At 73.6% G+C, this 13,144-nt stretch carries 4 protein-coding genes; 3 read left to right on the forward strand and 1 reads right to left on the reverse strand.

The features are described 5' to 3' along the window. Positions 1-69: 69 nt before the first annotated feature. Positions 70-963: a LysR family transcriptional regulator gene (locus ACQPWZ_RS33625; RefSeq protein WP_340477182.1), complete on the reverse strand. Its 894-nt coding sequence runs from the start codon at positions 961-963 to the stop codon at positions 70-72. A gap of 358 nt (positions 964-1,321) precedes the next feature. On the opposite strand from ACQPWZ_RS33625, the gene ACQPWZ_RS33630 reads away from it, so the two are divergent. From ACQPWZ_RS33630 to ACQPWZ_RS33640, 3 genes are read left to right on the forward strand one after another with little or no spacing between them, the layout of a single operon-like run. Then, positions 1,322-8,098 (forward strand): SDR family NAD(P)-dependent oxidoreductase, encoded by a 6,777-nt coding sequence (locus ACQPWZ_RS33630; RefSeq protein ID WP_433573914.1) that lies wholly within the window; start codon positions 1,322-1,324, stop codon positions 8,096-8,098. Continuing rightward, complete coding sequence (locus ACQPWZ_RS33635) at positions 8,095-12,846, forward strand: beta-ketoacyl synthase N-terminal-like domain-containing protein (protein WP_433573309.1); 4,752 nt, start codon at positions 8,095-8,097, stop codon at positions 12,844-12,846. The genes ACQPWZ_RS33630 and ACQPWZ_RS33635 overlap by 4 nt, the downstream gene beginning before the upstream one ends. Further along, the gene (locus ACQPWZ_RS33640) at positions 12,836-13,144 is read left to right on the forward strand and encodes an acyl carrier protein (RefSeq protein WP_327677326.1); all 309 of its coding nucleotides are present in this window, start codon (positions 12,836-12,838) and stop codon (positions 13,142-13,144) included. Before ACQPWZ_RS33635 ends, ACQPWZ_RS33640 begins: the two co-directional genes overlap by 11 nt.

Here is a 13,144-nt window from a genome sequence, read left to right on the forward strand (position 1 = left end):
CACGCACGCCGGAACGGCCGTCTCCCCGGACGCCGGCAGTCCGGTACGTGTGCGATCCGACCGACAGGACTACGACGCGGGCGCTCCCGCCGGTGCGCTGTGCCGTGCGTGGACAAGAAAGCTGCGGGCGGCGGCACTGAGCGGGCCCGGCGGGTATGCGATACCGACCGGCCGTAAGAGAGGCGGGCTGAACGAGCGGACCTCCACCCGGTGATGGAACACCCGGAACACCGAGTCCCGGTATCCGATGAGCGACCCGCGTTCCTCCGTGACACCCGTCCGTGCGGCCGGTCGCTCATCGTTTTCGGCCACGGCCAAGGGGCGCACACCGAGCCGGCCGAACATCGCTTCGAGCTCGGTACGCCGGCCCGTTCCCGGGGGAGGGAGCACCACCCTCAGCCCGCCCAGCATCCGCAGCGGCACCGGGTCGGGCAGCTCCGAGCCCGGTGGCGAGATCAGCACGATCTCGCGGTCCTGGAGGCGGTACGCGGAGAGCTCCTGGTCCACCGGCAGATGGACCAGCCCCAGTTCGGCCCCGCCGTCGACCAGGGCGCGCTCGAGTGCCTCACGGCTGTCGTGCCGGAGCAGCCGTACGTCGATCTCCGGGTGGCGCTCCACGAACGAGGGCACGAGATCGGCGGCGATCACACCGCAGAGGGCAGGCGTCGCGGCCACGTTCACGGTGGCCCGCAGCGCACTCCTGCGGGCCGTGCCGACGTCCTCGATCGCTCCGACGGCGTCGAGGACCGTCCGTGCCAGACGCACGACACGGGTGCCCTCGGCGGTCAGGGTCGCGCGCCTGCCCCGGCGGTCCAGGAGCGTCACGCCGAGATCCCGCTCCAGAGACTGGATGGACCGGGAGAGGGCGGGCTGGGCGATGTAGACGGAGCACGCTGCGGCTGTGATGGAGCGGCAGTCAGCGACGGCGACGAGGTATCGCAGCTGTTGCAGTGTGGGGGTCATGTGCGGACGTTAGCCCTCCGGGTCTGAGCCCTGAAAGAGGCACTCAGGTCAACAAATATCGGGCCCCGTATGAAAACTGACGCACCGTTTGTTGCCATCCATACCTCTGCGGCATGGATGGGCGGATGGGCGTTGACAGTGCCGCCGGGCCGCCGCAGGATGCAACGCGGCATTGCGAAGTTACTGGCCGTTAATCACCTCAGGCACCCGCGCACCCCCCACCTCACCGCCGTCGTGCCCGCTCCCTCGACCGGCCCTGCACGGAACCCAAGGAGAGCCTGTGATCTCTCAGCCTGCCCGGCGTTCCCGCCGCGATCTTGTCGTCGTGGTCAGTCCGTTCGAGGAGCCCCGCCCCCGGATGGTCGCGGCGGCGGAACGAGCGGGAGCACTGGGCATCCTCGATCTCGGCAGGGACCGCGACGTGGCGCGCGCCGCCATGGCCGGACTGAGTGGCCGGTACGGCGTGCGGGTACCGGCCGGCTGCCCGCTCGCCCCGGACGACCTGCCCGCGGCCGTGGACACCGTGCTCCTGACCGAACCCCACTGGCGCGGTGGCACCGGCGCCTGGTCGGAGGGCGGACGGCGCCGGGTGTGGGCCGAGGTGATCAGCCCGGCCGAAGCCGCGGACGCCGTCGTCGCGGGAGCCGACGGCATCGTGGCCAGGGGCCACGAAGGCGGCGGCCGTGTCGGCGAACTGACCACCTTCGTCCTGCTCCAACGCCTGCTCGCCGACCCCCGGTTGACCGTCCCCGTGCACGTCGCAGGGGGCATCGGCCTCCACACCGCGGCAGCCGCCGTCGCCGGCGGGGCCGCAGGAGTCGTCCTGGACACCCAACTCGCCCTGACCACCGAGGGACTGGAAGGACTACCCCGCGCGGTCGCCGACGCGATCCGTGCCATGGACGGCAGCGAAACCACCGTCGTCGCGGGCCATCGTGTCTACACCCGGCCCGATCTCGTGCTTCCCGACGGCGACATCGCCGAGCGGCTCGGTGCGGGAGATCTGTTCGGCGCGCCGTTACCCGTCGGCCAGGAGGGGGCGACGGCCGCCCGCCTTGCCGCGCGCCACCGCACCACCGGCAGTGTCGTCCAGGCGGTCCGGGCGGCGATCACCGGCCACATCGGCGCGGCCGCCCGGACCCGGCCCCTCCTGCCGCGCACCGGTGAGGATCTGCTGCCCGTGGTCCAGGGCCCCATGACCCGGGTCAGCGACCGGTCGGCCTTCGCCTCCGCCGTGGCCGATGCCGGAGGCCTGCCCTTTCTGGCCCTGGCCGTCATGGACGGCCGGGAAGTGCACGCCCTGCTTACCGAGACCGCCAGCCGGCTGACCGGCCGGCCGTGGGGCGTCGGGCTGCTCGGCTTCGCACCGGACGAGCTGCGCCGGGCACAGCTGGAAGCGGTCGCCGCCGTACGCCCGCCCTACGCGATCATCGCGGGCGGCCGGCCCGCCCAGGCCGCACCGCTCGAAGCGGCAGGCACCAGGACGTATCTGCATGTGCCCTCACCGGGCCTGTTGGAGCGCTTCCTCGCCGAGGGTGCCCGGCGCTTCGTCTTCGAGGGCCTCGAATGCGGCGGCCACATCGGTCCGCGCGCCGCATTCCCGCTCTGGGAGGAGCAGATCGAGCGCCTGCTCGCCTTCCCGCACGCGGAGGAACTCGATGTCCTGTTCGCCGGCGGCATCCACGACGAACGCTCCGCCGCCATGGTCGCGGCCGCCGCCGGGCCGCTGGCCGAACGAGGAGCCCGCGTCGGCGTCCTGATGGGCACGGCCTACCTCTTCACCGAGGAGGCCGTCGCCGCCGGTGCCGTCCTGCCCGGATTCCAGCGGGCCGCGCTCGACTGCGACACCACCACACTCCTGCGCACCGCCCCGGGCCACGCCACCCGCTGCGCCACCAGCCCGTACGCCGACACCTTCACCGCCACGGCCGAGCGGCTGCGCGCGGACGGGGCGAGTCCGAACGAGGTCTGGGAGGAGCTGGAGAAACTCAACCTCGGCCGGCTGCGGATCGCCAGCAAGGGCCTGCGCCGCACCGGATCGGAGCACACCCCGGTCGACGAGGACGAACAGCGCGCCGAAGGCCTCTACATGCTCGGGCAGATCGCCACCGCGCGCACGTCCGTCACCACGGTCGCAGCCCTCCACGCCCAGGTGACCGAGGGAGCGACAGCCCTTCTCGCCGAACGCGCCCGGCTGCTCGCGGCCGACGAGGCCGCTCCGGAGACGGAGGAACGGGCGCCGCTGGAGATCGCTGTCGTCGGGATGGCCTGCCGGTATCCCGGTGCGGACGACCTCGCGGGGTACTGGGCCAACATCGTCGCCGGGACCGACGCGGTCACCGAAGTCCCCGCGGACCGCTGGGACACCGCCGCGTATCACGACCCCGACCCGGCGCGGGCGGGGGAGCGGACACCGTCCCGGTGGGGCGGCTTCCTGGGCCCCGCGCCCTTCGACGCCCTCGCGCACGGCATCGCCCCCGCCTCCCTCGGCAGCATCGAGCCGGTCCAACTGCTCGCCCTCGACACAGCGGCACGCGCCCTCGCGGACGCCGGATACGCGCCCGGACGGCATTTCGACCGGTCCCGCACCTCCGTGGTCTTCGGGGCGGAAGCGGGCACCGACCTCGCCGGCGCCTACGGTTTCCGTGCCCTGCACCGCGGCTACCTCGGCGACCTGCCGCCGGGCCTGGACGCCCAACTGCCCAGGCTCACCGAGGACTCCTTCCCCGGAGTGCTCGCGAACGTCATCGCAGGACGCGTCGCCAACCGCCTGGACCTCGGCGGCGCCAACTGCACCATCGACGCCGCCTGTGCCTCCTCGCTCGCCGCCCTCGACCTGGCGTGCAAACAACTCGGCGACGGGGACAGCGACATGGTGCTGTGCGGGGGCGCCGATGTGCACAACAGCATCAACGACTACCTGATGTTCGCGTCCGTACGGGCCCTCTCACCCACCGGCCGGTGCCGGCCCTTCGACGCCTCGGCCGACGGCATCGCCCTCGGTGAAGGCGTCGCCTGCCTCGTCCTCAAACGGCTCGCCGACGCGGAACGCGACGGCGACCGCATCTACGCCGTCGTCCAGGCCGTCGGGGCATCCAGCGACGGCCGGTCCCTCGGTCTGACCGCACCGCGCCCGGAAGGACAGCGCCGGGCCCTGGACCGCGCCTACGCACGAGCCGGAATCGGGCCTGCCGACATCGGTCTGGTGGAGGCGCACGGTACCGGCACGGTGGTGGGTGACAGCGCGGAACTGTCCGTCCTCACGGAGGTCTTCGGCGGAGGGGAGACCGGCTTCTGCTCACTGGGCTCGGTCAAGTCGCAGCTCGGACACACCAAGTGTGCGGCGGGCCTCGCCGGCCTCATCAAGGCGGTGCGGGCCGTGCACTGCGGTGTACGGCCGCCGACGCTGCACCTGACCGGCCCCAACGCCGACTGGACCGCGGAGACCAGCCCCTTCTTCTTCGACACCGAGGCCAGGCCGTGGGCCGTGCCCGCCGGCAGCCGACGGGCCGCCGTCAGCGCCTTCGGCTTCGGCGGCACCAACTACCACGCCGTGCTGACCGGGTACGCGGAGGCCGAGGAGCCCGAGCACGGCCTCGACGTCTGGCCCGCAGAACTCTTCCTGTTCCGCGGAGCCGACCGGCAGGCCGCGGTGCGCGCCGTCGACCGCCTCACCGCCCGCCTGGAACAGAACGACGAGGCCGGGCGCCCCTGGCCGCTGCGCGACCTGGCGGCCGAGGTCTCCACACGGGAGGGCCCGGTCCAGGTCGCTGTCGTCGCGACAGACCTCGACGACCTGGCCGAAAAGCTGTCCCGCGCCCGCGAGTTCACGGCCGGCGACGGAGTGCATGTGCCGCAGGAGGGACGCGAGACCGGCCGGACGGCCTTCCTCTTCCCCGGTCAGGGCAGCCAGCGCCCGGGCATGCTGGGCGACCTCTTCATCGCCTTCCCGCGCCTGCGGTCGGTGCTCCACGACGCGGATCCCCACTGCGTCGCCGCCATGTTCCCGCCCGCCGCGTTCAATGCGGAGGAACGGGAGGCGCAGCGCGCCGCCGTCACCGACACCCGGACGGCACAGCCGGCGCTCGGTCTCACCGGAACAGCGGCCCACCGCCTCCTGACCTCGCTCGGCGTACGCCCGGACTGCACGGCCGGCCACTCCTACGGAGAACTGGTCGCCCTGTGGGCGGCAGGCGCCTACGACACCGCGACCCTGCTGCGGCTCAGCGACCGCCGGGCCGCGGCCATACTCGCCGCGGCGGGGGACGACCCGGGAGCCATGGCCGCCGTACCCTGCGCGCCGCAGGACATCGCGGGACCGCCGGCCGGCTGCGTCGTCGCCAACCACAATGCGCCCAGGCAGAGCGTCATCTCCGGTCCGACCGCGGCGGTGGAGGCCGCGGTCGCCGAGTTGCGGGCGGCCGGCGTGGCCGCCGAACGCATCCCGGTCGCCTGCGCCTTCCACAGCGACGTCGTCGCCGGCGCCGCGGACCTGCTGTCCGCGGAACTCGCGGACGCGACCGTGACCGCCCCCGTCCTGCCGGTCTGGTCCAACACGACCGCCCGCCCCTACGGCACCGAACCCGCCATGGTGCGGGAACTGCTCGCCCGCCAGGTCGCCGAGCCCGTCCGGTTCGTCGACCAGATCGAGGCCATGTACGCGTCCGGCGTGCGGATCTTCGTGGAGGCCGGACCCGGCCGCGTGCTCAGCGGACTGGTGGGCCGCATCCTGGGCGACCGCCCGCACACCGCCGTACCCCTCGACGTCCGCGGCGAACACGGCCTGACGCGGCTGGTCACCGCGCTCGCCGAACTCGCCGCCGCGGGTGTCCCCGTCGACCCGGAACCGCTCTTCCGCGGACGCGCCGCCGCGCTGCCCACGGAGGCACCCCGGCGTCCGGGCTGGCTGGTGGACGGTCATCTCGTACGGACCGCGGAGGGTGTGCCGGTGGCAGGAGGGTTGCAGCCCGCTCGACAGGTGGAGGCGTCGGTCCCGGCAGCAGCAGACGACCGCCGCGAGGAGGCGGTCCTGGAGTACCTGCGCGGAGCGCGGGAGCTGGTCGCGGCCCAACGGGACGTTCTGCTCGGCTACTTGGAGGCGAGTGGCGCCGCTTCGTCACCGGGCCGCGAGGCGGCACCCCGGGAGTTCGCGCCGCAGGACATCGTGGAGGAGCCGGCACCCGACAGGCCCGCGGTGGACGAGGACCGGGCTCTGACACCCGCTCAGCTCCTGGACGCCGTACTGGAGATCATCCACATCCGTACCGGCTATCCGCGCGAGATGCTCGACCCGGCTCTCGATCTGGAGGCCGACCTCTCGGTGGACTCCATCAAGCGTGTGGAGATCATCGGGGCACTGGCCGACCGGATCGGGCTGCCGTCCGGGACCGACGGCGCCGAGGAGTCGGCGGTCGAGGAACTCGCCCGCATCAAGACGATCAGCGGCATCGTCGACTGGATCGTGGCCCGCGGTACGACCACGACCGGGCACGGTACGACGGTGGCCGAAGGGGCCGTGATCACGGCCGAACCGGTCCCGGCAGCCGGTCCGGCAGCCGGACCTGACACCGGTCCGGTCGGCGGCGCGGAGCTGACACGCCCCGCGGCCGCCCCCGTCCCTCTGACCAGGCTGCTGGTCGAGGTCGCCGCCGTGGAGCCGCCCGCGACCCGGGACCCGGCCGAGGCCCTGGCAGGGCGGCAGTTCGTCGTCGTCGACGACGGCCTGGGTGTTGCCGTCGCCCTCGCGGCGGCACTGGAGGCGCAGGGCGCGGAGGTGCGCACCGTGCACCCGGACCGGATGGCCGATGCCGCAGGCTGCGACGGCGTCGTCGACCTCAGCGCACTGCGCCCGGCGCCCGCCCCCGTCCTGCCGGAAGGCTTCCGCGCCCTGCGGGAAACCCTGGTGGCCGGGACGCGCCAGTTGCTGCTCGTCACCGGCTGCGGAGGAGCGTTCGGCAGGGGTGCCCCACCCGCGGACGCGGACGACGGCCTGCTGTCCCAGGCAATGCCCGAGGCCACGGACCCCATCCCCGGGGCAGGCCTGTACGGCTTCGCCCGCTCCGCCGCGATCGAGTATCCGGGCGCGGAGATCCGGGCCGTGGACATCGACCCCAAGGACCGTCCCGAGCGGATCGCCTCGCATCTGATCGCCGAACTGTGCTCCCCGGACGAGCCCGTCGCGGTCGGCTACACCAACGGCACCCGCAATGTGCTGCGTACCGTCCCCGTACCGCTGCCCGGCGGCGGACGGCTGCCCCTGTCACTGAGCCGCGACTCCGTCGTCCTGCTCACCGGGGGAGCCCGAGGGATCACCGCCCGCACCGCCCTCGGCCTGGCGGACGCCACCGGCTGCCACATCGAACTCATCGGCCGTACGCCACCGCCCGACGACGTGGAGGATCCGGCACTCGCCCACGCCCTTGACCGGGTCGCGCTGCGTGCGGCGCTCGTCCACCAGGGACTGCGTACACCCGCCGACATCGAAGCGGCCGCAACCCGGGTCCTCGCCGCACGGGAGGTCCGGGCCACCCTGGACGCCCTGAGGCGCGTCGCGGCCTCCGTGCGCTACCACGCGGCGGATGTCACCGATCCGCAGGCCGTGCACGCGGTCGTCCGTGACGTACGCGCCCGCCATGGCCGGCTCGACGGCATCGTGCACGGAGCCGGAACCATCGAGGACAGGCTGCTGTGCGACAAGGACCCGGTCTCCTTCGCCCGGGTCTTCGGCACCAAGGTCGACGGCGCACGTCACCTCGCCGACGCCGCGGCCGACCACGGGGACGCCCCCGCACCGGAGTTCCTCGTCCTCTTCGGCAGCGTCGCCGGCGTCTTCGGCAACCGCGGCCAGGCGGACTACGCGGCCGCCAACGACGCCCTGGACACACTCGCCACCACCCCGGCCTGGTCGCGCCGCTTCCCCGGGCGGGTCCTCGCCGTCGACTGGGGCCCCTGGGCTGCCGAGGCCGGCGGCATGGTGACTCCCGAGCTGGAGCGGATGTACGCGAGCCGGGGAATCCCGCTGATCGACCCCGACGGCGGCACGGACGCGTTCCTCGCCGAGCTGGCACACGGCACGACGGGCCAGGTCGTGCTGCTGGCCGAGCAGCCCGGCAACGGGTTCGGAGGCCGGCCGTGACCGACCCGGGCCGCGGCCCGCGGCCCACCGACGCCGCGATCGTCGGGATGGGCGCGGTCTTTCCCGGCGCGGGCGACCTCGCCGCGTACCGCCGCAATCTCTACACGGGCACGGACGCCATCACCGACGTACCGCCCGGGCGCTGGGACCCGGAGGTGTACTACGACCCGCACGGCAGCGAAGGCCCGGCGCGCAGCGACCGCTTCTACTGCCGGCGCGGCGGCTTCATCGACGAGCTGACGGCCTTCGACCCGACCCGCTACGGCATCATGCCCGCGGCCGTGGCGGGAGCGGAGCCCGACCAGCTGCTGGCGCTGCGCGTGATCGCCGAAGCCGTCGCCGACGCCGGAGGAGAGGAGGTGCTTCCCGACGACCGTTCCCGGATCGGTGTGATCCTCGGCCGCGGCGGCTTCATGGGGGTCGCCACCGCTCGTCTCGACCAACGGGTCCGTACCGCACACCAGTTGGCGACGACCCTGCGCGAACTGGCTCCGGAACTCGGCGAGGACCGGATCACCGCGGTCCGCGATGCCTTCCAGGCGGGCCTCGGACCTGAGCGGCCCGAGGCGTCGATCGGCCTCGTCCCCAGCTTCACGGCCGCCCGGACCGCCAACCGTCTCGACTTCCGCGGCCCCGCTTACACCCTCGACGCCGCATGCGCCTCCTCCCTGCTCGCGGTCGAGCAGGGGGCGGGGCTGCTCGCGGCCGGGAGCTGTGACCTGGTCGTGGCGGGGGCCGTGCACCACTGCCACATCGCCACGTTGTGGAGCGTCTTCACCCAGTTACGGGCGCTGAGCCCCAGCCAGCACATCCGCCCCTTCGACCGCCGCGCCGACGGCACCCTGCTCTCCGAGGGCACCGGAGTGGTCCTGCTGAAGCGGCTCGCCGACGCCGAACGGGACGGCGACCGTGTCTATGCCGTCGTCCGAGGTGCCGGTGTGGCGGGCGACGGACGAGCGGCGAGCCTGATGAGCCCTCTTGTGGACGGACAGGTCCGCGCACTGGAACTCGCCTGGCGGCAGAGCGGCCTGGACCCGACCGCCCCCGACGCACTCGGCCTGCTCGAAGCTCACGGCACCGGCACCCCGGTGGGCGACGAGGCCGAACTCGCCACCCTGGGCCGGGTGTTCGGGCAGCGGGAGGCGGGTGGCGAACCCGTCGCGATGGGCTCGGTGAAGTCGATGCTCGGACACACCATGCAGGCGTCCGGGATGGCGGGCCTGATCAAGGCCGTACTCGCCGTGCACGACGGGACCCTGCCGCCGACCCTCCATGTGGACGATCCGCACGAAGGGTTCGCCCGGACGCGGATGCGCCCGGTCACGGTGGCAGAGCCGTGGGAGCGTGGCCGGGCACCGCGTCGGGCGGGTGTGAACGCGTTCGGCTTCGGCGGTATCAACGCGCATGTGGTGGTGGAAGAAGCACCGGGGGTGAGGGCGTCCGGCGCTGTGGGACCGTGGCCCGCGGGTGCGGGTGCGGAGGTTTCCCGTGCCGTGCCGCCGTCGCCCGTCGCGGTCATGGGTGTCAGCGATGTCACTGATGTCACTGATGTCACTGATGTCACCGATGTCGCCGGGGTCTCCGAGGAGGTGCTGCTGCTCTCGGGCGCCGGGCCGGAGGAGCTGGCCGCCTCCCTCGCGCGGTACCCGGATCCTGCGGTCGATCCGACGGCCGAGTCCCGCGGCGGGCCGTGCCGGCTCGCCGTCCTCGGGCCCACGCCGAAGCGCCTGGCCCTGGCCGCATCGGTCATCGCCAGAGGACGGCCGTGGCGCGGCCGGGGCGGCGTGTGGTTCACGCCGGACCCGCTGCTCGCGTCCGACGACGCCCGGCTGGCGTTCGTCTTTCCCGGTCTGGAGCCGGACCTCGTACCCGACGTGGACGACGTCGCCGAACTGCTCCGGCTGCCGAAGCCCACCCTGACCGGCGGCGGCACACTGGTGGAACGGGCCGTCGACGCCATCGCCACGGGCCGGTTCTTCTCCCGCGTCCTGCCCGAACTCGGCATCCGGCCCGACCTGTTGGCGGGACACAGCCTGGGGGAGTGGACCGCCATGGTGGCCGCGGGCATGTATCCGCAGCAGGCGGTCGACACCTTCATCGACTCCCTCAGGCCCGGAGATCTCGACGTGCCCGACCTCGTGTACGCGGCGCTCGGCTGCGGGGCGCGACAGGCCGCCGAGGCGCTGCGGGGGCTCGACCGCATCGCGGTCAGTCATGACAACTGCCCCCACCAGTCGGTGCTGTGCGGGGAACCCGGCCCGGTGGCCGGGGCGCTGGCCCGTCTGGCCGACCAGGGGGTGCTCGCGCAGGAGCTGCCGTTCCGGTCGGGCTTCCACACACCGATGTGGGCGCCGTATCTCGACCAGGTGCGCGCCGCGTTCGGCAGACTGCCGTTGCGGCCGCCGACCGTACCGGTCTGGTCGGCGACGACCGTCTCGCCGTACCCGGATGCCGATCACGAGATCCGCGACGTGGTGCTGCGACACCTCCTGGAGCCGGTGCGCTTCCGGGAGTTGACGTCACGGCTGTATGCCGAGGGGGTGCGCGGCTTCGTCCAGCTGGGCCCCGGCAGCCTCCCCGGCTTTGTGGGGGACACCCTCCACGGTCAGAGCCATCTGGCCGTCCCGGCGGGCGCCGCCCCGGGTGAGGGGGTTGCCCAACTGCGGAGCCTGGCAGCGGCGTTGTGGACGGAGGGTCTGCAGCCGCACTGGGAACGACTGCTGGAGCGCCGCCCGCCCTCGCTCCGCCCCGCGCGGGTGCCGCCCTCCATGGCCCCGGACGGGACGCCGCCGCGCCCGGCTGCCGCCGAGGCCGGCGGACTGCGGCTCGACCTGGGTTCGCCTCTCGTGCGCCTCGACGGCAAAACGCCTTCGCTCACCCTCGGCACCGGCCGTGCGAGGACCACCGTCGACCGCCCGGTGCTGCTGTCGGCCCTGGACGCGGTGCTCGACGAGACGGAGAACGCCGTACGGAGTGTGGCCGACGCGTGGCGCTCGACGGCCGCACCCGCACGATCCGCGGCTCGCGAGGCAGCCGCACCCTCCCGCCCCGAGGCCCGCGAGGCAGCCGCACTCTCCCGCCCCGAGGCCCGCGAGGCAGCCGCACCCTCCCGCCCCGAGGCCCGCGAGGCCACTGCACCCAAGACCCGAGCGACCGCGGTTCCGTCTCCCGCCCGCCGGACCCGGCGGCAGCTCTCCCTGGAGACGATGCCGTACGTCCGCGACCACTGCGTCTACCTCCAGCCCGACGACTGGCCCGAACCCGCCGACCGGTTCCCCGTCGTCCCCATGACCACCCTGCTGGAGCTGGCCGCCGACGCCGCCCGCGAGGCCGTGCCGGGACGGCCCGTGACCGGATTCGAGGACGTACGCGCCCTGCGCTGGCTCTGTGTCGCGCCGCCCGTGGACGCCGAGATCACCGCGACACCCTCTGCCGGGGCGGATGGTGCGCGCGTACGCGTGGAGATCGGCGGCAGCGCGGCCGTCACGGTCGTCCTGGCCGACCGCCACCCCTGCGCACCGGCCCCCGACCGCTCGCCGCTGACCCGCGAGGGACCGCCTCCCGTCAGCGCCGAGGCGCTCTACCGCGACCGGTGGATGTTCCACGGGCCGGCCTTCGCCGGCGTCCACCGCGTCGACGCGGTCGCCGACGACGGCATCCGCGGCGTGCTGCGGGCCCTGCCCGCGCCGGGTGCGCTGCTCGATGCCGCGGGACAACTCCTCGGTCACTGGATGCAGTTGCGACTCCCCGAGGACCGGCTCGTCTTCCCGGCGTCGCTGGAGCGGATCCACCTGCACGGTCCCGCACCCCGCGAAGGTGCACTGCTCGGTGCCACGGCGCGGATCCGAGCCGTACGACCGGACTCCGTACGCGGGGATGTGGAACTCACCGCCGGTGACGGCAGTGTGTGGGCCCGCCTGGAGGGTTGGACGTACCGGCGCTTCGCGGCCGACGAGCGGGTGTGGCCGATGAAGTTCACCCCGGAGATCTGCGGCATCGGCGAGCCGCAGCCCGGCGGCTGGTGTCTGGCCCAACGCCGCTGGAGCGACCCGGCGTCGCAGGAACTGGTCATGCGCCGCTATCTGGGGGCGGACGAGCGCGCCGTGTACGAGGGGCGTCCTCCGCGCACCCGCTCGGCGTGGCTGCTCGGGCGGATCGCCGCCAAGGACGCCGTACGGCAGGCCCTGTGGGACGCCGGCGCGGGACCGCTCTTCCCCGTGGAGATTCCCATCGGCAACGATCCGCTCGGCCGGCCCGTCCCCGAGGGCCCCCTCGCCGCCGGTCTGCACCTCTCCCTCGCGCACAAGGACCGGATGGCGGTCGCCTGCGTCCACGCCGGCAGTGCCGTCGGCATCGACATCGAGGCCGTCACGGACGACCCGGACGCCCTGAGCCGGATCGCGCTCACCGCCGACGAGCGGCGGCTCGCCGACGACCTCGCGAGGAGGGACGGGATCGGCCGTGCGCAGGCGACCACCGTGCTCTGGTGCGCCAAGGAGGCCGCGGCCAAGGCGGAGGGCAGCGGGCTCGGCGGCCGCCCCCGGCAGTGGACCGTCGCCGAGGGACCTGCCGGACTGCGGGTGAGCTGCCCCGAGGGCAGCGGCCACACCGTCCGCACCACCACCGTCCTCGGACCATCCGAGCCGGACCGCGCCCCCGAGACGTTCGTCGTCGCGTGGACGGTGCCGGCGCCCACCCCCACCCACCGAGTCACCCCCACCCCCACGGAGGCCGGCCATGGCATCTGACCCCACCGCCGAACGCATACTCGCCGAGATCACCGCCATGCTCGTCGAGACCGTGGGCGACGACTTCCTGCTGGAGGAGGAGGTCACCGCGGACACCACGTTCAACGAGGATCTGGCCCTGGAGAGCATCGAGTTCGTCGCCTTCGCCGAGTTGCTTCAGCAGCGCTACGGCACGGCCGTGGACCTCATGGCCTTCCTGGCCGAGAAGGACATGGAGGAGATCCTGGCGATGACGGTGGGCGATCTGGTGGCCCACATCGCCGGCAGGCTGCCCACGACACCGGCCCCGGTCGTCTGA

Origin of the sequence: Streptomyces sp. CA-251247, from assembly GCF_050952975.1 — a bacterium.
In the GTDB taxonomy this organism is placed as follows: domain Bacteria; phylum Actinomycetota; class Actinomycetes; order Streptomycetales; family Streptomycetaceae; genus Streptomyces; species Streptomyces achmelvichensis.

Bases quoted from the DNA above. Each gene is read 5' to 3' on its own strand.
- ACQPWZ_RS33625 (WP_340477182.1), bottom strand. From the start codon at position 963: ATGACCCCCACACTGCAACAGCTGCGATACCTCGTCGCCGTCGCTGAC.
- ACQPWZ_RS33640 (WP_327677326.1), top strand. From the start codon at position 12,836: ATGGCATCTGACCCCACCGCCGAACGCATACTCGCCGAGATCACCGCC.
- ACQPWZ_RS33630 (WP_433573914.1), top strand. From the start codon at position 1,322: ATGGTCGCGGCGGCGGAACGAGCGGGAGCACTGGGCATCCTCGATCTC.